A 23,244-nucleotide genomic window follows, 5' to 3' on the forward strand; every position below is an offset into this window, starting at 1 on the left:
CGGAGTTCGGAGTTCGGAGTCCGGAGTCCAGGGCCCAGGGTCCAGTGATGGGGGTGGCCGGCCGAGGGGCCGGTTTCTTGTCGAAGTCGAAACGAGGAGATGGCGCCAATGGCGATGACAAAAGTAGAAGCCGCGAAACTGACGAACGATCTGCTGCTGCGCGGGGTGGTTGAGACGATCGTGAAGGAGAGCAGCGTGCTGCAGTTGCTTCCATTTATGGAAGTGACCGGCACGAGCGTGACGTATGGCCGCGAGGCGACGATGCCGGCCGCGACGTTCTATGACGTGGGCGATACGTGGACAGAGGCGACTCCGACCTTCACACAGATGACCGCGAATCTCAAGATCCTGGGCGGGGACGCCGATGTGGACAATTTCATCCAGGCGACGTATGCGGACCCGAACGACATCGAGGCGGAGGTGATTTCCAGCCGGGCGAAGTCGATCGCGCATGTGTTTTCCGATTCGTTTTTCAATGGCGATTCGGGATTGAACCCCAAGACCTTCGATGGGCTGACCAAGGTGCTCACCGGCACCGGTCAGGAGGTGATCGCGGGGGCGAATGGGGCGCAACTGACATTGGACATGATGGACGCCATGATCGATCTGATCATGCCGGGCAAACCGGATGCGCTCTTCTTGAGCCGGCGCACGCGGCGCAAACTGAGCTCGCTGCGCCGGGCCAGCGGGAATCTGTTGGAGGTCGATGTCGACCAGTTCGGGCAACGGGCGTTGTTCTACGACGGGATTCCGCTGTATGTGGACGATTTCATCAGTGACACGCAGGTGCAGGGGAGCTCGGGTTCGGTTTGCTCGTCGGTGTACGGGGTGAAGTTCGGGCAGGGGGTCGGCGCGCTCGGGTTGGAGCACGGCGGGATTCAGATCGAGCAGGTGGGGGAGCTGGAGACGAAGGACGCGACCCGCTGGCGGCTGAAGTGGTATACGGGGTTGTCGGTGTTTTCGCTGTTGGGCGTGGCGCGGGTGAAGGGGATCTTGGCGTAGGGGCATGGCCGAGACGAGGCGAGATTGTCGCCTCGTCTCAAGAGCTATCAGCGCGCGCGGTCCGCTCGCGCGGATAGCAGATGTGGTCGTTGGGATCGCAGACTCCGCCCGGAATGCCGCCGCTGGTGACGCATCCGCCGGTCCATGGACCGCATGCGCGAGCCGGGGTTCCTGGACCGTCTGGACCGAAGCATGCCCAGCAACTGGCGTCGCCGCCCTGAGTCGAAGCGCATTCCTCTGACTGATTGCTGTATTCGCAACCCTGCCGGCACGCCCCGTCCGCGCACTCGATCGTGCCAGATGGGCAGAGGCAGCTTTCCGCACTACAGATTCTGTCGCCAGCGCAGGAGCAGGTTCCGTCACAGCCGTCGCTGCCACAGGTGCTACCGTCACACGTGGGTATGCAACAGTCGGAAGACGGGACGCAACCGTTTCCAGGGCAGCAGATCTCGCCGGAGGGGCAGCATTCGCCCGATTCGTCACACCATTCCTGGGACGTTGGGCAACAGAGCTCCCCGGCGTAGCAATGACCGAAGCAACAGGCGTTGTCGCAGCATTCGGCGCCGGGTGGGCAGCAATCTGGTCCGCAGGGTTCGGAGCCAGACTGGCAGACGCATTGGTTGCCGCTCTTGACCTTGGGGTAGGGGCAGGTGAACGGCTTGGGGGTGGGAGTTGGACGCCGAGCGGCTTCGGTGGAGTCCGAGTCCCGGTCGCCCGCGAGCGCTGCCACGCCGAGTCCGAGCAGCCCTTTGAGCAGTTGGCGACGATTGTGTCCGGAGGCTACGTCTCGCGCGAGTGCGTCGAACCGTCGCTCATCCATTGATCGATCCTCCAAAGCGCAATTCTTCGACGTTACTGGATCGGTTTTCCGAGATTTTTCGATGGTGCGAAGCTTGCCGCACAACATAGCGAGCGAACACTTGGTCGGCAACCGAGGACGTGAAGCGAGGTGAGTACATTCTGCGCAACAGCCACTTGTACCCAATACACAGGCTCTGGTGCGAAGCGCTCGTTCGGATCGTCAACGGCCCTGGTATCTTGCCGGGGCCGTTGGGCCTTCCGCATGGCTGTGGGGTCTGCTCGTCACTGTCGTTGCCTGGCAGCCTAGGCGATGGGTATCCCGCAACCGTCTCCTTGTCCAGAGGGGCATGTCCCGCAGATTGTGCTTGCGTTCGGTGAGCAAAAGTCTCCTGAATCTACGCAGTCGGCATCGCTCGTGCAGTCTCCACATTGACCCGTGGTGGAGTAGACGCCGCTGACGCATTGGAGAGAACCGTTCAATCGATTGATGCAAACACCGCCGCCACCCGCTCCCTGATTGCACGCTCCGAGCACGGAATCTTCACAAAAGGACGTAAAGCAGGATGTCGAAGTATTGGCGCAGTTTCCGTCGAGGCAGGTCAAACGTTCGTCACAGACACCGCTGCAGTCGAGCACACCGCCGCAGCCGTCGGAGAAATCCGACGGACAGGTGTAGGCATGAACATCGGCACACGTCAATGGTTCGCAGCACAGGCCGTCATTCGGATTGCAGGTGAGATCACCACAGCAATCTGTGCCGTCGGAACCGCCATTTCTGCAGTCGAAGATGAGATCTGTGCAAGAGCCATCGAATTGGCAGTCGCTACGGAAGCAGGTGGGCGCCTCGCAGCACTCGCCCGTACCGGAGAAACAGTCTTCCACGTACAGGCAGAAGTGGTCCGCGGAGCAGACCGCCGCCAGACAATCCTGGAGTGGGCAGTTATCTGCTGTGCAGCATTGTTCCGGCGAGATACAGCCATAGTCCGGACAGCACGCCCATCCCTCAGGGCAGCATTCTCCGGTGATCGGGCAGAATTCGCGCGGATACGGGCAACAGAGCTCTTCGCCGTAGCAGGCGCCGTAGCAGCAGGCGTTGTCGCAGCATTCAGAGTGCGCGACGCCGATGCCGGCGGGGTTGCAGCAGTCCGGGCCGCAGTTCTCAGGTCCAGGGGCTTGCGGAATCTGACAAACACACTGCCCGCCGACCAGGGTTTGTTGTCCCGGGCAGCTTGGAGGCTTTGGAGTTGGGCTCGGCCGTCTTGCGGCCTCGGTCCCGGATGCAGTGGCGGACGCTACGACAGCGCTACCAAGACCAAGCAGCCCCTTGAGCACGTGCCGGCGGTTCTGGCCGGACGCCAATGAGCGCGTGAGCGCATCGAATCGACGATCGTCCATACTTCGCCCCCCAAGACCGTTGTGTCGACGTGACTGATTCAGTTTCTCGAGGTTGTCTGGATTGTTTTCTTGCCGCAGCATATCGGGAGAACAACAGGTCGGCAAGAGGTTTGGCTCTGGAACGCGCCCGAATTCTGCGCAACAGCCCAAAGGAACGCCCCACCTCCGGCCGTGTTCGAGGATAAATGCACCGGGAGGTGAGGCGGAAGAATGGGACGACGTGACTAGGCGGCGTTCCACATGGCGATGAGGGCGTCCTCGAGGGCCTGGGCATCCGGGGCGGTGGCGACCAGGATCTCGACGCCGTTGTCATCTGGCTTGGTGCGGCCGTCTTCGGGATCTCCCGGGACGTCGACGATGGTCACCGTGCGCGGCGTGAGGGTGACGATACTGGGATCGGCCATCACAACCGCGGCGAGGGGGTCCCAGAAGTAGTAGCTGCCACTTTCGATCGACTCCATGTTGTTGGAGAGGAGCGCGGCCACGAACCCGGCGGCCGGGGAGGTTTTCTCGGCTTCCAGTCGTTCGACGAACGCGGGTGTGACCGGCACTTCATTGGTGGCATCGAGCGGAACGAGTGTGATGGGAGCGCCGGACTGGAAGGTGAGCGCCGCGCCATGCGGATCGCTGAAGATGTTCCACTCGGCGGAGGTGTTGGCGTCGCTGACGAACGAGCCTTCGACATCGACCGCGCCACCCATCACGTAGATCATCTCGATGTTGTCGACCAGGGCCGGGGTCGCTTCGAGGGCCGCGCCGATATTGGTGAGCGGACCGAGCGCCAGCACGGTGATGGGTTCGGGTGAGTTCTGGACGGTGGTGGTGAAGAGCGCGACCGCGTCTTCATCGGCGGGTTTGCGGCCGTCGTCTGGCAGGCCGAGCGCCTGCACGGATTCGAGCGTGGTCATCCAGTCTTCGGGTGGTCCGTTCTCGCCGGCAAGGGGGTCTTCGCTCCAGCAGCTCACGGGCACTTCGTCGTACTTGGTCAGCGCCAGCATGCCGAGCGCGGCGGTTACCCCGGCGTCACACGTGGCAAAGCCAGTTCCCGTGACGGTGATGGCCTGGACGTCGAACCGTGGATCGTTGAGCACAAAGAGGGTGGCCATCCAGTCGTCGGAAATCATGTCGCTGTCGATGATGACCGGGATGGGGCCATCGGCAGCAGTTGGCGAGGGTGTGCCCTCCTGGGCGGAGACGAGCATCGCGCCACCGAACCCAGTCAGCATGAGGCTGAGCATCAACACGCACACGACTCGTTTGCACATGGGTTTTCTCCTTCGGTGATCGTCACCGTTCTCCGCAACCATTCAGTTGCGCGGCGCTAACAGGAAGCCTGCGTGCACCGATGGTTTACGCATCGGCTGCAGGTGCCGCATATCTCATCGTCACAACATCCGCCCTGCGTTACAACACCGTCGCAGCAGACGTTGCCCTCGAGTTGATAGATCATCCCGGCGCAGCAACCTTCGTTTGCTTCGTCCATGCAGTGGTTCCCGCAGGCTGCGCCAGCGCAGCAACCCTCAGATGCGCAATGGCCTGCTGGACAGCAGTCGTCGTTACAACATTCGAATCCGGCTTCGCATGCCTCGAAGGTGCAGCATTCGCCGGCAGACAGCGTGCCGTCGCAGCAATAGCTCACCTGCGGGTCATACGGTTGGGTGCCGCAACAGAGATCGCCCTCGTTCACTAGGCAGGCGTCTCCGCAGACGCCAATGGCGCAACAGGTCGTGCCGGCGCAATAGCCATGAGCGCAACATTGGCTGCCGCAGCACTCGAACCCGTCTGGACACGCGCCGTCGCAGCCGCAATCGCCGTCTTCGATAAGGATGCATCCCTGTTCATCGCAACAGGTTTCGCCGGCCGCGCAACATTCGCTGGCCGCGGCGCACCAGTTTTCATAGGGGCAGCAGAGCTCTTCGCCGTAGCAGTGGCCGAAACAACAGGCGTTGTCGCAGCACTCGGTTCCGACGTGACAGCATTCTGGGCCACAGGCGCCTCCGGTGGTGCAGACGCATTGCGTGCCATCCCAGTGCTTGCCGGCGGGACAGGTGATGGGTTTGGGAGTGGGCGTGGGCCGGCGAGCAGCGTTCGCTTCTGGTTCGAGGAATGCGCTGGTTACTGCGGCTGCGCCACCGAGGCCAACAAGTCCCTTCAGAACGGAACGGCGGCTTGCCCCGTTCGCGAGCGATTTGACCAACGAATCGAAGCGGTTCGTCTCCAAGCGTCTTCTCCCTCTTGCCGAATGGACAGCCCTGCACGTTTGGGTGCGTCGCTCGGGATTGTAGCGAGATTGGGATGGAAACGCGGGCAGCCGGTCTTGCACGAACAACGGTATGAGAAAGGAGATTCGATCAGGGATGCCGAACGTCTATCGGCGGGTTCCACACCCGCCATTTGTCGATCTGCCCGTCGCGAAACCGGCGGCGGGCGGATATGGCTATACGAAGATTCCCGTTGGGTCGCGCCGGATCGTGGGAGTGATGAATCACGAAACCCAGGGGCGCGGTTCGGGCGAGTGGTATCGCAATTTCTTTTCCTGTCCCGGTGGGCAACGGTGCTCCGATGCGCTGGTCGACTATGTGATCACGCGCGATGGCATCATCTTCCGGCTCAACGATCCCACCAATGATCGAAGCCCCTGGGCGAATGGGGGACCACTCGGTTTGGAGGGAGATGGGCCGGCGTTCTATGCCCGTTTCGGCGCACACGGGGTGAACAACAGCCTGATTTCGATCGAGTACGAAAAGCTCGATACGGAAGATTTCACCGATGCGCAGGTGCATGCCGGCGGGTTGCTCAATGCCTATTGGCACGATCAGGATGGACAGGACTGGGAGAGCTATCCCTACGTGCCGCGCTATGGCTGCGTGACGTCGCTGGCGCATTTCGAGATTGGCACGACCAACTGCGGGCACGGCGAGCTGGACGATATCGCGCGGGTGCAGGCGGTGGCGCGCGGCGAGATGAAGCGCTGGCAGACGCTGGCGGATGGGCCGTCCGAACCGTTGCCTCCGGTGGTGCCCACGCAACCGGAGATTCCTGCGTTGCCTGGTGGATTGACCGTGGAGGAGGCGGCGCGTCGGTTCGGGACGTTGATCAAGCACACGCCGGATGGCAAGAGCAAGCGCGCGCCGTTCGATCCGCGGGGCGTCATTTCGCTGTCGTGGCTGCATCGTTGCGTGGAGACAGGCGAATGGCCGCAGGCGGAGGATTGGTGGGCGCTGAGCGATTCGGGCGGGGCGCTCGATATCGTTACGTTTTCCAACAATTGGCAACTGATTCGCATTGCTGAGCGGCAGGGGATCATGTGGGCGAATTTCGCCGAGATCGAGCTCGAGGCAGCCTGAGGACGTGGGGAATTGGTTTGGATTGCGCGCTATGACGCCTCGCTGGCGCCCCACCGTTGAAACGCTGGGCCAAGACGCCTTTGGTGTTGTTGGCGAGGTTGTGGTCTGGAGGGTGAGTTTCGGGGTGACAAGAGATCCCTCGACAAGCTCGGGATGACGGGTGGTCCGGCGGAGGGCCGGGCGGGAATCAAGTGAACGGAGTCGAAGCTATGCCAACCGATGCGATTCGGCGTGCTGCGCGCACGTTTTTTCAGGGGATGATCGGGGTTTTGGTGCTCATCGCGGTGCCGGTGCTGAACCAACTGATCCAGGCGGTTGCCGCTGGAGGAGAGGTGGTGATCGATGTCGATCTCTGGCAGTCGATCGGGATCGCCGCAGTGGCTGGTGGTGTCATCGCGTTGATTGCATTTCTGCAGAACGTGCTGGAGGAACGGGTGGGGAGCGCCGGATTCCCGGTGCGAAAGGGATAGGACGGACGGCATTGGTGTGTCGCTCGCTGTGGCGAGGAGATCCCCTTCGGTTGCGCTCAGAGCGGGCTCACCGCTTCGGTAGGGCAAATTGTATACACAAGGTATTGCATTGAGGGTCATGGACGGATATACTGGTACGTACCAGTAATTCATGACCGCCTCATGCACGCTGGTACAACGGGTCCAGCACTCACCTGCTGGACCCGTCGTCTATGTTGCCGAGGCCTCCACTCGCCGCGCGTTCGATGGCGGCGCCTGCTACGCGGGTCACCGCGTGGGATGGCTGGGCGTTGCCTAGAGCATCGAGCGGATCTGGTTTCGGCGGCGGCCGTGACCGTCTCCAGGCATCCCGCCGCGTAGGGTGATTGCCAAACCTGATAGAGCGTCTGCTCGGCGTAGCGATCGCTGGGCGGGAGATAGCCAACGCCTCCGTTGGTCACACCGAGCACCAGGACCGGGTTGTCGGGAATGCCGCTCGCAGCGCGATTTGGAAGATGGAATAGGCTTCGCCTGGTATGGCGACCACCATGGCGTCGCCCAGACGCCAGAACCAGAGCGGAAAATCGAATGTTGCGCCGTCGCCCACCCCGCGGCGTTTGCCGATGAAGCGGCGCAGCCGCTCCTGAATGACCCGATCCTCACATTCCGCCAGCGATGCCTCCAACTCCGCGACCGTGGGCATGTCGATGAGCCCGACCGGCACGGTGATCCTGGCTGCGTTCAACACCGAGGCGTTTGCAATAGCCGCATCGGAGAGCGGGTGGTCGGACCAGATGCCGAGATCGGCGCCCGACTTGCGCAACCCTTCGTAGACGAATTCGGTGCCTGCGGGGGGGAGCGATTCCATCGTGCTGGCGACGGCATAGCCGAGCTGGCGACCGTTGCGGTCGGCAATGGCGGTGTCGCCGACATAGCTTTCGCGCGGTCCGAGCTCGCCAGATGCGCCTTGCAGGAAGAGCGCGGGGGCGGCGTAGATACCGCTCACGATTTCGCGCGCGGCGCCGACGTAGTCGGGCGAGAAGAGGTCGTTGTCCCAGGCCAAGGTGGTGGGATGGCAGGCGTAGTTGAAGAGCACGCTGTGGATCGCGCCGTCGTCAGCGGTGACGCGGCCAACGAGCAGCGTATCGTCCTGAGGACCGTTTGGATTGAACCCGCAGGCAAAGCTCTGCGCGGACTCGTCCCAGAAGTCGCGGTTTTTCGCGAGCGTGCAGGTTCCGATTCCCCAGGTGATCCAGGCAGGGGCCGATTTGTGCCGGGCGTCGTCGATCGCGTCGCCGATCGCGCGGGCGACGAAATCGAGATACGGCTGCGCTTCTTCTCCGCCCGGCAGATGGGGATTGGCGGTGTTGATATTGGCGCTGGAGTGCGAATGCGACGGAGAGAGGAGGAGGTTTGCTTCCGGGAGACCGGCGCGTTGCCGAATGGCTGCGCGCAACGCGGCTTCGTCTTGCCAGGCAAAGACGCAATTGTCGATGGTGGCGAGCACCAGCGGATCGCCGTCGCCGTCGATGGGGGAAATGACGGCCGCCGAGGCAAGCAGCGGCTTATGCACACCCAGCTTCTTGTCGTGGAGCGCCGCGCCCCACCAGCGGCCGTAGGCATTGAGCGGGGGCGTAACGTCGCGAGTGGCGACGCCAAAGCGACAGCGTGTCGTCTTCGAAGGAACCGATGTCATCCAGTGCTCCTGAATAGCAAGCGAACAGCGCCGCGATGGCGTGAACGGCATTTTCGCCGATCGCGTGAGGATGTGGAGATGGGTAGGTGGTCTCTTGGAGTCCAGGGTCCAGGGTCCAGGGTCCGGGGCTGGGGGTTGGGGGCCGGAGTCCGGAGTCCGGGGGCCGGAGTTCGGAATGGGGTTAGTCCCGGCGGTCGTACATGCGAAGAATGTCGAGCTCGCCGGGTGATGCGCCGAGATGGGTGAGCACCGCCGCGACTTCGCCACGGTGGTAGGTTTGGTGGTTCGCCTGGTGCAGCATTGCCTTCCAAAGGATGTTGCGGAACTCGCCTCCGTGGGCCCTGGCATAGACAATTTCCTGGCCAAGTTGCTCGTCCGAGAGGGTGGCGAGGAAGGCATCGGTCTCGGAATCGATCGCTTGCCAGCGCGCGCGGATCGTTTCCAGGTCAGTAAGCTCCGACGGCTCGATTTCCGGCACGCGGGCAGCCCCTGGAACCTGTGCAGCCAGAGCTCCTGGGCCCACATCATGTGCGCCAGCGTGAAACGCACCGGCTCGAATCCGGAGAGGACGCTGACGGTCAGCTGCTCGAATGGGACCTTCTCGGCGGCGTTCAGAATGTGACGATTGGCCCATTGCTGGTAGGCGTAGTACTCGGTCAGCAGCTCTCGCATGGGAAACCTCCGTATCGGGTCATTGCCAACGGTCGCGCCAGGAGTGCCTGGGCGTCCAGCCGAGCAGGCGTTTGGCTTTGTCGTTGGTGAAGAGCGATGTGTTGCCGGGGAGCGGGGCGCGGCGCTCGATATCGGGCAGGTAGGCGTCCAGCAATTCCTCGGTCGGTTCGATGCGGAAGGTGTCGTCGGCGATGATGTTGAATGCCTCGAACCCGAGTCCATTTGCCTCGAGCGCGAGCCGGATCGATTCGGCGGCGTCCCGGCCGTCGGTATAGGCCCAGAGGTTGTTCGGGTTGCCGGGCACCGGCGTCCCGCCGGACGGGTCCATGGTTTCGTATTCCGAGGGAAGCACGACCTGATGGAAGCGCAGTCCTATGACTTGCATGCCGCTGCGGCGGTGGAACATTTCGGCGATGCGCTCGTCGACCTCTTTCGAGAGCCCATACGGTTCGGCCACCAAAAAGGGATGGTCCTCATCGACCGGGACGTAGCGTGGCGGGCGGGAAGCCTTGCTCCAGGCCATGCCATAGGCCGAGGCGCTGGAGGCGAAGACCACCTTCTGGATTCCGGTGATCCAGGCGGCCTGCAGCACGGCATAGGTGGCGTTCACGTTGTTGGTGAAGACGGTTTCGTCGGCGTGGCTCCAGGGAGCGGGGATGGCGCCGAGGTGGACCAGCGCATCGCAGTCGCGCAGGAGCCCGGCGACCTGGCCGACATCTGAGAGGTCGGTTTCCACGAACTTCGCGTTTGGGCCGTTCGCGGGGCCGGGGCGGCGATCGGCATTGATGACCTCATGGCCGTGATCGACCAGATCGGCAATGGCGAGTTGACCGAGGCGCCCGCTTCCGCCAGTAACGAGAATCCTCATCGTGGTGTGCGTCCTTTTCGATCACTCGCTCAGGTTGGCCGGTTAGGGATTGTACGTTCGCGATGGCGCTCCCTGGGGCCAGACATGAAGAACCGCGGCCGGAGAGTTCTCCGGCCGCGGTTGATTCGAAAGGTTGCGAACGTCAATCGCAGGTAGGTCCAGCCAGTCCGAGTGTGCAGCTATTCGAGCAGCACAGCTCATCTACGAAGAAGCAGGGAGCGTCTTCGGGCAGGCAGACTTCCACGGGCGAACAGAACGGGCCGAGCGCATAGTTGCAGCAGCCGAGGCACGTGGCTCCAGGAATGCATGGCGCGCCATCGGGTAGACACGGTCCGCAAACCGAGAGTGCTCCCACCACCACGGGATAGCAATGGAGTCCCGCACAGCACGAGCTGCCGTCGCAGGTTTCGCCGAGAGCGTCACACGGAGTGAAGCACTGACCGGTGCTGGTGTCGCATTCCTGGCCGCTTGGACAACAGTCATTGGACGTGCAATAGGGCGAATGGGAACACACGCCTGTACCGGTATCGCACGTGTCCGCCGTGCAGGCGTTGCCGTCGTCACAACACGCGTCCGATGTGCAGGAGAACGTATTCGAGCAGGCGCCAGAGTCAGTGCAGATGTCGCTGGTGCATGCATTGTTGTCATCGCAATACGCCGTGTTCTTTTGACAGGCGCCACTCACGCAGTCGAAGCAGCCGGTGTCCCCGCCGGGACAGTTGGCGCGTACGTCGGTGCAGACATTATCGACGCAGCGTTGGCAGCCTCCGGCGCATTCATCATCCGAGCAGCAACCGTCGGCCGGGATACAGGCATCGCCACCACAGCATTTCGGAGTTGGTTCTTCGCAGCATGCATTCGTCCCATCGGCAATGGGGCAGCATGCGTGATCGCAGCAGCCTTCGGAGCCGCAGCACTGATTGTCGTCCGGCCCGCAGCACTCGTTCTGCGCTTCGCAGAAGACAAGTGGGTAGTCGCAGCACAGCTCTTCGCCGTAGCAGACGCCATAACAACAGGCGTTGTCACAACACTCACTGTGCGCAGCGCCGATTCCGGCTGGATTGCAGCAATCGGGGCCGCATTTCTCGGGACCTGGCGCGGGCGGGGAGATGCAGACGCACTGCCCGCCCTGGGGAGTTTGCTGGCCCGGACAGGACGGCGGTTTGGGTGTGGGGGTGGGACGCCGGGCTGCTTCGGCGCCGTCGTCCCGGAGGGTGCTGCCGACAGCGGCCGCGCCACCCAGGCCGAGCAAGCCTTTGAAGAGCGTACGCCGACTCGCGCCGGCAGCCAGAGACTTGGCAAGCGAATCAAAACGACGATCGTCCATTCCCGTACCTCCTTCGCCCTTTCGGTGAGGTCTTGAAAACGAATGGCAGCGCTTGGGCTGCCGGCTGCAATGCAGGAATGTCGGCTTTGCTATTGAGTTGTTCCGTTTCCATAATAGGAGGAGAGGGTCAGAAGTCAACAGAACCGCGCTGAGCGTTCGAAAATGGCATAGGATTGCCCAGTTCTCCCCAGCTTTCGCGTTCGGGACGGTTTCAGGTATGCGTGGTGGGCACGCGATTCAGAGCGGCTGCGACATGCTGCGCGATGGCCAGGAGTGGAGGGTCGCCAGATTCGGGATCTGGCAGGAGGGTGATGACCGGACCGGGCCACCGATCCGCCAGCGCATGCGTGGCCGGGTCCGAGCTATGCAGGATGACCGTCCCGTTCGGTGAGAGCACGTCGAGGAGCACCGTCTCCACCGGTTCGCCAGAGGGGCGCAGCAGGTCCGACAGCGAGCGCAGCACGACCACATCGCAGATGTCGAACCCGAGTCCGTGGGTCACGATGCTTTCACTTTCGATCTCCACGACAGCGGTGTCCACCGCAGGATGGTTCAGCAGTGTCCGGGGACCAGTTGGATTGGTCCCATCGGCGCCGAGGTAGGTCATCCCGTCGATGACGATGCCTGCACGAGTGGCACGTCCCACCGCGTGTCCCAACGCAGTGAGCTCCTCCGAGATGAGACGGCAGAGGTCGACCGAATTCTCGTCTTCGGTGACTGCGACGATCGGCGCGCGTACCGGTTGTCCAGGGGGAAAGAGAAGGTCGATGAGCGCAGGAGCGCCGTCGCGAGAAGCGCCTTCGCTTGGGCGGAGGTGCCGTTCGAAATCGGGCCGGCTGTTGATCTCGATGATGGCGCCGCCATCTGCCAGCATGGGACGGGAACAGTTCCGGGTGACGAAATCGATTCCGGCGATATCGAGGCCGATCGTTCGGGTTGCCTCGATCAGCAGGCGGGCATTGTCTGGATGCAACTCGCCGGTGCAGTCTCGCGCCAGGCCACCGTCGCGCTTGTGGCCAATTTGCGGTTTGAGCGCAACCGTCCGTCCGCTTTCCGGAATCGATTCGAGGGTGAGTTGCTGGCGCTCCAGCATGAGCATGGTCTCGGCATCGATCGGGATTTGATGAAGCTCGGCGCGTTGCCGCCTGGGTTGCGCGTTCTCCTGGGCCACCAGTTGCTGGATCGAGCTTGTGCCGTTGCCGATCACGTGGGCTGGTATCCGCTGAAAGAGGCCGACCACCTGGTCTCCCACGATGAGGGCGCGGTAGACGTTTCCGGGGATGAATCGCTCGAGCAGGAGTGGTTTCGTTCGTGATTTGAGTTCTTGGGAGATGGTTTCGAAACGCGTCCGCAACTCGGTTTCGTCACGGATGTCGACGAAGACGAGATACGAGTCTGCCTGATCCATCGGCTTCAGCACGACCGGATAGCCGATGCGCGCGGCACGTTCGCAGGATTGCTCGGCGTCGCGAACCGGTACCGCTTGTGGAACGGGGAATCCCGCGCTGGCCAGAAAGCGATTGGTCAGCAGCTTGTCATCCGAGATGAGGTTGCCCAACGCAATGGTGCGAGAGGTCATCGTTCCCAGGATGCGTTGGCGAAAACGACCGTTGCCGAGCTCGACGATGCGCCCGCGAGGATCGGTGGTGCTGAGTGGAATGGCGCGCCGTCTCGCTTCGGCGGCAATGGCGCGGCCGACTGGTCCGTGATCGTAGGCACGATTTAATCTCGCGAGCAGCGCCAGTTCCCGATCGAGCGTGAAATCCGGTTCGCTGCCGTAGAGCGTGTGATTCATGAGCCGCAGCGCGAGATGGGCCGCGACCTTTCCTGTGCGCCTGTGCAATGCCTCGAACGCGAACCTGGTCGATTGGTGGAACGATTGCTCGACCGGCGCCTCGCACATGCGCTGGAAGACAACCGACAGCCAACCGGCCCACTCCATCGGATTTGCCGATGCGGGAGCGGCTCGCTGACCGCATGCGGGACTCATGGTCGAGCCGAGCCCGGATTCGCGCAGAGCATGCTCGAGCGCTCTGCGTGCGCCATCGGTGATGAGACCGTTGGGAGGTTTTACACCCAGATCGACGCAGTAGATTGGGGTCGATGACCAGACGTTTGGCCCAGGGAACCAGGTGGCCGATTGGAGCCTGAGCGTCACAGGGATTCGCTCCAACGCGTGATCCCTGACGACGAGATGCGGATTTGAACGCGAATCAGCCGGTCAGATCGACCGGCTGAATCAGGAGTGAATCGAGCGTCATTCGCTCGCGACGCGTTCATCACGGATCGGTGCATTCACCGGTATCGACTTGACACTCCCCGCTGCAGCATTCGGAATCGTCGGTACATGGCGCCGAAGCGCCACCGCCGCATGGGATGCAGAAGCCAGCATCGCACTTGCCGAGCTCACCGGTGTCATCGGTATCGCATAAGGATCCCTGGAACGTATTCGTGTCGCAGAAGCCGCTCGGACAGTAGACGCAGTTGAGATCGTAGCCGTAAAGCACCTGGCAGTTTGCGATCTCTTCGAGTGCCGACCCGCAGCATTCCTGGCATTGACCGTTGTCACACCTGACCAAGCTACTGTCCGCGCAACTGCAGACCCCATTCACGCAGAGCCCGTTGGGGCAGCACATCGATCCGCACGGAGATGTGCCGGCATCACAGCATTCACCGGAGTTGTGATTGCATTGACCGTCGGGGCAGCATCCGCCGGGAAGAAGTCCGCAGGCCTCGGTGCCTGGCAGGCATTCACACCCGGTCCGGTTGTCGAACATTGGTAGATGGCAGCGCTGCAACAAATGCCGCCACAGGCGATGAAGCCCTCAGGGCAGCAGGCGGCCACCGGTCACCGCATTGGTGCCGCAGCGAATCTCCGGGCAACATTCGGCCCCACAGGCGATGTCCTGCCCGGAACAGCAGTCGCCGTCAGTGGTGCAGAGTTCATCCAGGCAGCAGATGCGGGCCGATCCACAGCATGTGAAGAGCTCATCGCAGCAGGCGTTGTCTCCGGTGCCGCAGGGGGTTTGCAGGGCATCGCAACATTCGTTGGCGGTTTCGTTGCACTGACCCAGAGGGCAGCAATTCCCACCGCAGCATGTCGCGGAGCTCTTTTCGCAGCATCCGGCTGCATCGGTTGGGCAGTACTCGTAGAGATCACTGCTGAGGCATTGGCCCCGGCAACAGATTTCGTCGCTGGAGCAATCGACCGGCTGGCAGTGCCCGAAGACGCATACCGCCTCGCAGGAGCCATTCGTTGGCGTCGGGCAATCGCTTGTCTCGCAACAACCGCCAGTGGAGAAGTCGGCACAGTACCGTCCGTTGGTTCCGCTGCCACAGCAGGTTTCGCCCGCATTGCAACAGATATCGTCGCTGTCATCACCACCGAGGCAAACCTGTTCGGCCGGGCAACAGGAATCGTTCCCCAGGAGTCCGCCGTGGCAGAAGGTGTCGCAGCAACCATCGACACGGCAGCAGTCCTGCGCGGAGAAGCAGCACTCCACCCCATCGTCTGAGTCGCAGAAGTACTGGAGCGGTGGAAGCCCGCCGGGGCGAGGGTTGGTGCTACAACAAAGTTCCTCGCCGTAGCAGACGCCATAGCAACAGGCGTTGTCACAACACTCGCTATGCGCGGCGCCGATTCCGGCTGGATTGCAACAGTCGGGGCCGCATTTCTCCGGACCTGGCGCCTTGGGGGTTTGACAAACGCATTGCCCACCGACGGGAGTCTGTTGACCGGGACAGGACGGAGGTTTCGGGGTGGGGGTGGGACGCCGGGCTGCATCGGCATCGTCGTCCAGAAGGATGCTCCCAGCCGTCGCCGCTCCACCAAGGCCGAGCAAGCCTTTGAGAAGCGTCCGCCGATTCGCGCCGGCAGCAAGCGACTTGGTTAGCGAATCGAACCGACGATCGTCCATTCCCGCTCCTCTCTGAACCGTGCCGCCGAGGTGAACTGCGTGTACGGCCGCGAGGCCGCGAACTGGATCTCAGGAATGCGTTGGAAGTTCCGTATTTTTCAGTGTTCACATCATATGGTTTGGCAAGCGAAAGTCAATACCTGTTTTGATTGGTTATTGGGACATAGAGGGCGATGCCCGACGCAGAATCATGTCGGCGATTACCGACCAGGGGAATGGGACCCACCGCCGCGACGATCCAGGAGCGGCGAGATTTGTTTTGGTTCAGGGATCAGGCGATGCCCAGGCACTCGCCGGTTTCGGCGTAGCAACTGTAGCCGTCGGGGCATTCCACCGGGATGCAGGTTCCGGCGTCACACGTCTCGCAGAGCGTGCAGAGGGTGTCGTCGGTGGAGCAGACGCCCTCGGAGCACGTGGCGCACGCGCCTGGACAGGCGGGGGAATAGGAGCAGGCGCCGTTCGAGCAGGTTGCCAGGGTGCAGGCGTCCGCGCCGGCACAATCGGCATCGACGAAGCACTCGACCGCGGTGCAGACGCCGCCCAGGCAGGCTTCGCCGACGCCGCAGTTGGCGTCGTTGCAGCAATTGCCGGTGACGCAGATGGGCGCGCCCGCGGCATTTGCGCAGCAGACAGCCCCGTCGGCGCAGACGTGCTGGCGGCAGACGCCGATCTCGCAGGTCACGTAGCACGCGCCGGGTTCGAGCGCGCAATCGGTCACCGAGCAGCACGCGCCGGCGCCTCCCGGGATGCAGGTATTGGCATTGGAACCGGCGCCGCAGCAAAGCTCACCCGCGGCGCAGCAGAGATCGTTGTCGATACCGGGGCAGAAGCTGGCGACCGGGCAGCAGAGGTTTTCCCCATAGCAATGACCGGCGCAGCACGCGTTGTCGCAGCATTCGGAGTAGTTGGCGTTGCCTGGATCGAGATGAGGGTGGCAACAGTGGTCGCCGCAGACCTCGCCGCGGGTCGTATCGGTCTGATCGGCGCTGACATTGCAGCAACCGTCCTTGCTGGTGCACCGGCCGGTGCAGATGGCGTCCTGACAGCATGTCTGGGTTGCGGGATCGAGGCAACCGCATTCTGTTTCGACCAGTGGCTCGACGCAGATTTCGGCCTCGGCCGCGAGCGATTGCACGACCTGGGTGGGCGATACCGGCTCGCTCGGCTCACGCAAGGGTTCCGTGGAACTCGGCGTGCCCGCAGGGGCCTGTGCGGCCAATCCGCCGCGGATCGATCCGCCCCCGATGACCGCAGCCGCGCCCGCACCAAGAAGACGGCGCACGAATGCGCGCCGGTGTTGTCCGGCGGCCAAAGCCCGGGTCAATCGGTCGAACGTTTGCTGATCCATCGTTGGGTTCCCAAACCCGTAGGGGTGACTCGCGCGGCACCGCCATGCCGAAGAGACGCGCGCTGCCCGTGCGTCTCGACATCATCTTAGCAGTCGAACCTTAACGATGAAAGCCGCAACGCTGGGATTTTGCTGGAGTTTTCGGCGCATTGTCCGCCATGAGCGGCATGCGATCGCAACCATGGCGGCGCGCCGAGTGTTGGCGCTCGCCGCTCGGACTCGATTCGACTCAAGAGAGAAAGGGAACCAGGCACATGCTCGAACTGAACTGGCCGCAGGAACTCGTCACCGACGCTGATCGGGCACGGTTCGCCCGCTACGAAGCGGCATTGGCGTTTTTCGAGGGCGATCAATGGCGTACGCGCCGCAAGCCGGGAGAAACCCGATTGACCCTCAACTATGCGCGCGCGTTGTTGCAGAAGGTGGCGTCGTATGTCTTTCCCGCCGAGCCGCGGTTCACGGTATTGGTGGAAGGCGACCAGACAGATGCCAATCGTGCCGAGTATCTGCTGGCCGAAACGATTGCCCGCAACGACCTGGCCACGCTCGATATCGACCTGTGCGTTGCGGCAGCGGTGCGGGGAGATGCGGCGGTCAAGGTCTCCTGGGACGCCCGGCGGGGATGTCCTCGCGTGGCCGCGGTCGATCCCGGCACGTTGGTGGTGCGGACCGCGCCGGACGATCCCCGGCGTATTTTGAGCGTCACCCAGTGTTATGGCGTGCGAGGGGAGGACATCGGGGCGCTATTTGGCGACGGGCCCGATCGCGCGCATCTCGATCCAAACCGACGTTATCAGGTGGTCGAGCGGTGGACCGACGAACGGTGGAGCGTCACGGTCGCCGAGCAGCTCCTGCGGGACGACGCGAACCCGTACGGTTGGATTCCCTACGCGATGCTGGCGAATCATCCTGGTCTGGACGGCGTCTGGGGCGAATCCGATCTGACCGATCTCTATGACATCTGCCGCGAGATCAATCGCCGCATGAGCGTGCTGTCGCAGGTGCTGGAGCTTTCGGGCGCGCCCATTGCGGTGCTGGAGAATGTCGACGGCTCCGAAGGAATCGCGGTCGGACCGGGTGCAAAGTGGGAGTTGCCGGAGGGGTCGCGCGCCTATCTGCTCGACCTGCTCGGCAGCGGCGGGGTCTCCTTGCATATCGACTATATCGGGCAGCTCTTTCGGGTGCTGCACGATCTGAGTGAAACCCCGCGCACCGCGTTTGGCGATTCGGGACGAGCGATCTCCGGAGCGGCGCTCGAGGTCGAGATCCAGCCGCTCATCCAGAAGGTGGCGCGCAAGCGCCGCCAGTGGGACGCGTTCTACCGGGAGCGAAACTGGCGCTTGCTCGACTTGCTGGAACGGTTTGGCGGGGAAGCGTTCGGCGGCTTGCGCCAGACCAACACGATCTGGCCGAATGTGCTCCCCAGCGATGCCGAACTGGCGGTTCGCTCTGCGGTGGCGTTGGTCGAATCGGGTATCCAATCCCGCCGCACCGCGCTTGCCACCCTCGGCGCGACCGATCCGGATGCGGAGCTGGCTCGTATCGCGCTGGAGCGCGCCGAGCCTACGTCACGGTAAAGACGACGAATTGCCCCAGGACGGAGTGCGGCAAGCCAGAGTCGCGATCCGCCACCTGGCAAAGCGCCAGATAGGCGCCTGGTGGAAGATCGATCTGAAGCCATGCCTCGACACCGGCAGACATCGTGCCCGATCCGCCGATTTCGACCAATTGGCTCAGGTCGATCGGGGCGACATTCGGAGCGACTGGTTCGGGCGAAGCGCCATATGCGGCGGCGAGCGCGGCATTGACTCCGGCGGCGGTCAGTTCACCGGGGTAGGAGTAGATGGAGATGAAGTGCGGTTGGTTGCCGTCGTTTTCCAGTTCCCAGACGAGGTCGCCTGCCCGGAGACCGCTGCCCAGCTCGAACGCGAAGTCCTCGAAGTTCACATCGACATCGGAATCCGGGTCGTCTGGCGATCCGATCTCGCCAGTGACCTCGAGTTGCTGGGCCAACAGGCTGTTCGCTTCGCCGCCATAGACGAAGACGGCCACCACCCAACTTCCGGCAGGCAGATCGATCACCGCCTGTCCGGTGCGGCCCGGTTCGGCCGAGACGCCACCGCCGATCAGATTGTCGTAGAAGCCGGGTGGCGGCAGGTTGGACGCGGCGGCTGACTGGAAGTCGGGTATCAGGTCTGCGGCGGATGTGCCGTCTGGCGCGCGATAGAACTCGACTGCCATCGAAGCCGCCGCGCTCCGATTCTCGAGCTCCAGGTAATACCGGTCGGCGTCCAGTTCGGTCGGGGCGGTCAGGGTGACCCCGTCGGAGGTCACGATCACCTCGGGCAGGCCAAGCTCGTCCAGCGGCATGGCGGGAAATGCCTGCTCCTGCGCCGATGCTTGCGCCAGGCCGCTCGCCAGGGTGAGCAGCACCATCGTTGCCATCATCCAGTGGCGCATGGGGCAAGCTCCTTTCCGGAAATCGCGGCCACTGCCATCTAGCTTACCCGCCCGGCGACGCATCGGGCGCTCTGCGAGCGGCCTGGGCTGCTCGCCTTCTCTCTTCCAGAAACGAAAGGAACCTGATATGACGACCCGTGCCGAATTGCGCGCCAGCTTGCGCGTTCGTCTCGAAGACCCCACCCCCGCGCCGCTGTGGTCCGATGCGGTGCTGCACGATTTTCTGCGGGAGGCGTTGCATCGCTACAGCGCCCGTTTCCCGCTCCAGCAGACCGAAACCGTCGTCGCTGTTGGCGGAGAAGCGACGCTGACGCTCAGCGGACCCGCCTCTGAACGTGATATCGCCCATGTCTATCTGCCGAACGGCAACCTGCTGCCGAAATCGGTCGAGGGAGATACCGCAGCCGGATGGTCGTTCTGGAACGACGCGTTGACGCTGTCCGTTCCGGCTCCGGCCGGGAACTGGCGCATCGATTTCTACGCCGTCCGACCGCTGCCGGATGACGATGTCACCCAGGTCGAACTGCCCGATAGAGATGTCGAGATCGTGGTGCTCATGGCTGCCAGTGGAGCGTTGTTGCGGCGCTCGGTCGAGGTTGGCAAACGCGGGCTCGATACGTCGAGCCTGGCGCTCGTTCGGGTGGCCGAAGCTTATGAACGGGCCGCGGAGTCGTTGATTCGCGCCCGATTCCGGCGCGCTGCCGGCAGTGTGCTGCGGACTGGCTAAGTCGAGCGCCCCGGTCCGCGGCTGGCGGACCGGGGTTCGCGCCGATGTGTTACGCGGCGGGAGTCGCGCCGGAGGCAGGCGCCGGAAGCACGCCAGACCAGGGCGTGTATTCCAGCGCGGTGACCGAGGCCATCGTGGTCGTGGTGATTTGCGGGGTGACCGTCTGCGAGATGTATTCCACGGTCGAGCCCTGCGCGGCGCGCCCGGTGAGCGATCCGGTCACGCGCACAGTTGCTTTCGCCACACCATTCAGGACGAGATCGGCTGTTTCGACCTCGAGTTCTCCGGCATGGAGCTCGGATCCGTTGTTGATCTCCAGCTGCATCGTTCCGGCTGCGCCGGTGAGGGTGGCATTGGAGAGGAGATCGAGCTTGCCGGTGAGGGATTGCACATCCATCGCGCCGATGGTGAGGTGCGCTCCGGTGGTCAGGCCCAGCACCAGTGTGTCCTGGGCTGGCAAGACCGGCACGGTCAGGTGCACCGTGCCCGAAAGATGGATCTCGTCCAGCGCGGGCGCCACGATTTCATAGGTCAGCTCGCTCAATCCAGTTACATCCAGCGCCGACGTCAGCACCGAACCGAGCACCAGTTGCCCGTTTTCCACCTTGGCGTCGAGTTGGTCGACGATCAGGGAGTTGCCGGTGATCGTGACCGACGGCGTGTCGCCGAAAGTCAGGGACGCCGTTCCGCCGCCGTTGATCTGGATGCTGGTGAACGGGTCGAGCGCGATCTCTACGGTCTTGGTGCTTCCCTGCGCGGCGGCCGGGATGGCATTCATCGCAAACGCGGTCAACCCCAGCACAGCGATCAGGAGCGCAGCTGCGCCGATGGGAAGCGCGTGGAAACGTTGCCGCATGAGAGTGTCCTTTCGCGTTGCGCCGGCGGGCAGGCGTCATGTGTTTTGCCCGCACATGGCAAGTATGGAGGACGGAGGAAGTAGAACCTATGCCAATGGGTTGGAATCGTGATCTGGCGGGTGGCAGCAACCGCGCCCAGGCAGACGCGCGGAATACGCTGGCGCGGAACAGCTTTTTCGACCAGGTGGCCGCGATCGCCGTCATGTTGATCGAAGACATTGTCGAAATCACGCATCGCGTTCTCGAAGCGCAGGTCTATACACGTTGGGAGACCGCGTCCGACGAAAAGGTCTGTCCCGTGTGCGGGCCATATGCCGGCCGGGTCTGGCGCGCGGACGACGGTCCCCAGCCACCGCTCCACCCCAATTGCCGCTGCCAGCGCGTCTACGCCTACACGACGTGGACCACCCCTGACTAGTGGAGCACGCGGCAGGCAGCACGCAGCACGCAGAAGACGTGCGCTCACCTCGTTCTGCCTGCTGCATGCCGCCTGCCGCGTGCTATTCCAAGGAGATCTTCATGCCGCAAGTTGCTGATATCGTGCTCGATGGCGTCGCGTACATGCTCGTTCCCGGCAGCTATCGCCGGGGGGCGGCGGGGTTGCCAGAAGGGCGTTCTGGCCGGGTGGTCATTTCCGATTTCGTCGGTGGCCAACGACGGGCATTGCAGCTGGAGCGGGACACATCGTGGGATTCGCCCGGAGTTGGGCCGGCGCTCTTCGGCCAGGGCATCGAACCGTGGCCGTTTGGCGCATCCCACACGGATGGTGTGGTGATTCCGGTCTCCACTGCCACGCGGGTGCATACATTTGCCCTTGGCAACGCGGTCTATCTCGGGATTGGGCGCTACGTCTACCGCACCGTCGCGCTCAGCGCGGGAAGCTGGTCCAGCCTGACGCAGGTCGCCGATATCGGCGCCGGGCAGACCGTGTCCGGCCTTGGGTACTACGGCGGCTATCTGGCCATCGGGTGCGGCAACGGTCCCGATATCAAGCTGCTCGATCCGGGATCACTGGTGTTGACGGCACTGTCGGCAGGACTCAAAGGGAGCTGGCTGGTGGGCTATGCCGGGCGGTTGGCGATTGCCGACCCGATTCCGGGCAACGAAGCCATCCTGCGGCTCACGACCGGCGGCGGGCTCGACACCCGCGAGCTCGACGCGCCGATCACCAACATGGCGCTGCATGGCGGCAAGGTTGCCATCGCCACCCGGTCCGCGCTCTGGTTGCTGGGCGGACGCGCCGATCCGGTCAATGGGGTCTGGGTGGGCGAACCGGAACCGGTCTACACCCAGTACGCTCCGGCAGCGGATGATTTTCGGTTCCTTTGCTCGTTTGGCGGAAAGCTCTATACCTGGCTCGGTGGCAACGCGGTGGAGTGGAATCCCAATGGGGGTTCCAGCAAGCAGGGTTGGCGCGCGACCGGGCTCGACGGCCGTGCCTGTCACGGTGGGGCGGTGGCTGGCAACATGCTGGTCGTTTCGATCGAGAGCCGCGCGGGGAGCTATCAGCTTTGGGCGTTCGATGGCACCGGTTGGTGGTTGATGCGGGAGACCGATGCCGCGCCATGGGTGTGGCCGGTGGCGCTCGCTGGCGCGGGGTCGTTCGACCTGCTTGCTTTCCGCAACGGGAACTCCGGAGTCACGTACGACCTGCTGCGCATGACGCCGCGCGGACCGTCCGCGCCGGCCTATGCCGGTTCCGGCTCGTTCACGTCGGCGATGCTCGATGCCGGCCAGCGGGACGCGCGCAAGAGCTGGCGCGCTATTGGCGCCACGTTCGCCGCGCCGGAACTCCGTGGCAATAGCGGTTCGTCCGACTCGATCTCATTGACGCTCGAATGGTCGATCGACGGCGGAGCCAATTGGACCACCGCGGCCACGTCGACCGTGAACGATCCCGCGCAACGCGTCTTCGAGCTGTCCGCGCAGCTTTCGCCCAATGCGGCGGTTTCGCCGTTTCTCCAGTTGCGGGTGCGGTACACATCGGTGTCCGACTGGGCGCCGGTGTTGACGGGGATTTGGGCAGACTATGCCGTGATGGATGCGCCGCCACGCCGGCGACGCTGGGCCTGCTCGGTCATGATCCGCGATGGCATCGTGCAGCGTGACGGATCGGCTGCCGCGCTGGCCGGAGCGGCGCAACGCAACGCGCTCTGGCATTCATGGCACGACAACCAGACGCTTACATTCCGCGATCTGGACTACGACGACGATCCGGTCGAGCGGCAGATCCGCATCGTCGCGATCGAGGAAGTCATTCCCAAACCGTCCGACGCAGGAATCTGGGGAACCTCGACCATCGCGCTGCAGCTGCTGGAGGTGTAGTGGAGCGAAATCGAACGCAGTGAACCGGGGTTCGTCTGAACGTCGGGATTCTG

Annotated in this window: 16 protein-coding genes; 7 read left to right on the forward strand and 9 right to left on the reverse strand. The window is 63.3% G+C overall.

Annotated features, from left to right (window positions below; genetic code table 11):
- Nucleotides 1-108 precede the first annotated feature (108 nt).
- Nucleotides 109-1,002, forward strand: a complete 894-nt coding sequence (locus R2855_00955; protein MEZ4529571.1) for a phage major capsid protein — start codon at nt 109-111, stop codon at nt 1,000-1,002.
- Between the two features lie 2,420 nt (nt 1,003-3,422).
- Here the strand turns inward: R2855_00955 and R2855_00960 are convergent.
- Nucleotides 3,423-4,463, reverse strand: a complete 1,041-nt coding sequence (locus R2855_00960) for a nucleoside hydrolase (GenBank protein ID MEZ4529572.1) — start codon at nt 4,461-4,463, stop codon at nt 3,423-3,425.
- A 1,092-nt stretch (nt 4,464-5,555) separates the two neighbouring features.
- Between R2855_00960 and R2855_00965 the strand changes: the two genes are divergently transcribed.
- Nucleotides 5,556-6,545, forward strand: coding sequence for a hypothetical protein (locus R2855_00965; protein ID MEZ4529573.1), 990 nt, complete (start codon nt 5,556-5,558; stop codon nt 6,543-6,545).
- A 209-nt stretch (nt 6,546-6,754) separates the two neighbouring features.
- A complete protein-coding gene (locus R2855_00970; GenBank protein ID MEZ4529574.1) occupies nt 6,755-7,015 on the forward strand; it encodes a hypothetical protein in 261 nt (86 codons plus the stop codon).
- A 436-nt stretch (nt 7,016-7,451) separates the two neighbouring features.
- Here the strand turns inward: R2855_00970 and R2855_00975 are convergent, their stop codons facing one another.
- The 6 genes from R2855_00975 to R2855_01000 form a co-directional block, all read right to left on the reverse strand.
- Complete coding sequence (locus tag R2855_00975; GenBank protein ID MEZ4529575.1) at nt 7,452-8,690, reverse strand: hypothetical protein; 1,239 nt, start codon at nt 8,688-8,690, stop codon at nt 7,452-7,454.
- Between the two features lie 181 nt (nt 8,691-8,871).
- Nucleotides 8,872-9,168 carry a DinB family protein gene (locus R2855_00980; protein MEZ4529576.1) on the reverse strand — a complete coding sequence of 99 codons (297 nt, stop codon included), beginning with the start codon at nt 9,166-9,168 and terminating at the stop codon, nt 8,872-8,874.
- 213 nt (nt 9,169-9,381) lie between these two features.
- The gene (locus tag R2855_00985) at nt 9,382-10,230 is read right to left on the reverse strand and encodes an NAD(P)-dependent oxidoreductase (GenBank protein ID MEZ4529577.1); all 849 of its coding nucleotides are present in this window, start codon (nt 10,228-10,230) and stop codon (nt 9,382-9,384) included.
- A gap of 1,538 nt (nt 10,231-11,768) precedes the next feature.
- Nucleotides 11,769-13,715: an ATP-grasp domain-containing protein gene (locus R2855_00990; GenBank protein MEZ4529578.1), complete on the reverse strand. Its 1,947-nt coding sequence runs from the start codon at nt 13,713-13,715 to the stop codon at nt 11,769-11,771.
- 667 nt (nt 13,716-14,382) lie between these two features.
- Entirely contained in the window at nt 14,383-15,474 is a 1,092-nt protein-coding gene (locus R2855_00995) for a hypothetical protein (GenBank protein MEZ4529579.1), read from the reverse strand.
- A gap of 271 nt (nt 15,475-15,745) precedes the next feature.
- Nucleotides 15,746-16,822, reverse strand: coding sequence for a hypothetical protein (locus R2855_01000; protein MEZ4529580.1), 1,077 nt, complete (start codon nt 16,820-16,822; stop codon nt 15,746-15,748).
- Between the two features lie 254 nt (nt 16,823-17,076).
- Here R2855_01000 and R2855_01005 point away from each other — a divergent pair, with 254 nt between their 5' ends.
- Complete coding sequence (locus tag R2855_01005) at nt 17,077-18,399, forward strand: phage portal protein (GenBank protein ID MEZ4529581.1); 1,323 nt, start codon at nt 17,077-17,079, stop codon at nt 18,397-18,399.
- Here R2855_01005 and R2855_01010 read toward each other — a convergent pair.
- The gene (locus R2855_01010) at nt 18,386-19,282 is read right to left on the reverse strand and encodes a hypothetical protein (GenBank protein ID MEZ4529582.1); all 897 of its coding nucleotides are present in this window, start codon (nt 19,280-19,282) and stop codon (nt 18,386-18,388) included. The genes R2855_01005 and R2855_01010 overlap by 14 nt on opposite strands.
- A 127-nt stretch (nt 19,283-19,409) precedes the next feature.
- Between R2855_01010 and R2855_01015 the strand changes: the two genes are divergently transcribed.
- Nucleotides 19,410-20,009, forward strand: a complete 600-nt coding sequence (locus tag R2855_01015; GenBank protein ID MEZ4529583.1) for a hypothetical protein — start codon at nt 19,410-19,412, stop codon at nt 20,007-20,009.
- A gap of 49 nt (nt 20,010-20,058) precedes the next feature.
- Here R2855_01015 and R2855_01020 read toward each other — a convergent pair whose 3' ends face one another.
- Nucleotides 20,059-20,865, reverse strand: coding sequence for a DUF2807 domain-containing protein (locus R2855_01020; protein MEZ4529584.1), 807 nt, complete (start codon nt 20,863-20,865; stop codon nt 20,059-20,061).
- Between the two features lie 89 nt (nt 20,866-20,954).
- Here R2855_01020 and R2855_01025 point away from each other — a divergent pair, with 89 nt between their 5' ends.
- Both R2855_01025 and R2855_01030 read left to right on the forward strand, forming a co-directional pair.
- Entirely contained in the window at nt 20,955-21,284 is a 330-nt protein-coding gene (locus R2855_01025; GenBank protein ID MEZ4529585.1) for a phage minor head protein, read from the forward strand.
- A gap of 101 nt (nt 21,285-21,385) precedes the next feature.
- Nucleotides 21,386-23,191, forward strand: coding sequence for a hypothetical protein (locus R2855_01030; protein MEZ4529586.1), 1,806 nt, complete (start codon nt 21,386-21,388; stop codon nt 23,189-23,191).
- Nucleotides 23,192-23,244: the final 53 nt, after the last annotated feature.

The organism is Thermomicrobiales bacterium, assembly GCA_041390825.1.
In the GTDB taxonomy this organism is placed as follows: domain Bacteria; phylum Chloroflexota; class Chloroflexia; order Thermomicrobiales; family UBA6265; genus JAMLHN01.

What these genes read in the sequence shown, in the direction of transcription:
- R2855_00955 (MEZ4529571.1), top strand. Translation starts at nt 109, where the DNA reads ATGGCGATGACAAAAGTAGAAGCCGCGAAACTGACGAACGATCTGCTG.
- R2855_00960 (MEZ4529572.1), bottom strand. Translation starts at nt 4,463, where the DNA reads ATGTGCAAACGAGTCGTGTGCGTGTTGATGCTCAGCCTCATGCTGACT.
- R2855_00965 (MEZ4529573.1), top strand. Translation starts at nt 5,556, where the DNA reads ATGCCGAACGTCTATCGGCGGGTTCCACACCCGCCATTTGTCGATCTG.
- R2855_00970 (MEZ4529574.1), top strand. Translation starts at nt 6,755, where the DNA reads ATGCCAACCGATGCGATTCGGCGTGCTGCGCGCACGTTTTTTCAGGGG.
- R2855_00975 (MEZ4529575.1), bottom strand. Translation starts at nt 8,690, where the DNA reads ATGACATCGGTTCCTTCGAAGACGACACGCTGTCGCTTTGGCGTCGCC.
- R2855_00985 (MEZ4529577.1), bottom strand. Translation starts at nt 10,230, where the DNA reads ATGAGGATTCTCGTTACTGGCGGAAGCGGGCGCCTCGGTCAACTCGCC.
- R2855_00995 (MEZ4529579.1), bottom strand. Translation starts at nt 15,474, where the DNA reads ATGGACGATCGTCGGTTCGATTCGCTAACCAAGTCGCTTGCTGCCGGC.
- R2855_01000 (MEZ4529580.1), bottom strand. Translation starts at nt 16,822, where the DNA reads ATGGATCAGCAAACGTTCGACCGATTGACCCGGGCTTTGGCCGCCGGA.
- R2855_01005 (MEZ4529581.1), top strand. Translation starts at nt 17,077, where the DNA reads ATGCTCGAACTGAACTGGCCGCAGGAACTCGTCACCGACGCTGATCGG.
- R2855_01010 (MEZ4529582.1), bottom strand. Translation starts at nt 19,282, where the DNA reads ATGCGCCACTGGATGATGGCAACGATGGTGCTGCTCACCCTGGCGAGC.
- R2855_01015 (MEZ4529583.1), top strand. Translation starts at nt 19,410, where the DNA reads ATGACGACCCGTGCCGAATTGCGCGCCAGCTTGCGCGTTCGTCTCGAA.
- R2855_01020 (MEZ4529584.1), bottom strand. Translation starts at nt 20,865, where the DNA reads ATGCGGCAACGTTTCCACGCGCTTCCCATCGGCGCAGCTGCGCTCCTG.
- R2855_01025 (MEZ4529585.1), top strand. Translation starts at nt 20,955, where the DNA reads ATGCCAATGGGTTGGAATCGTGATCTGGCGGGTGGCAGCAACCGCGCC.
- R2855_01030 (MEZ4529586.1), top strand. Translation starts at nt 21,386, where the DNA reads ATGCCGCAAGTTGCTGATATCGTGCTCGATGGCGTCGCGTACATGCTC.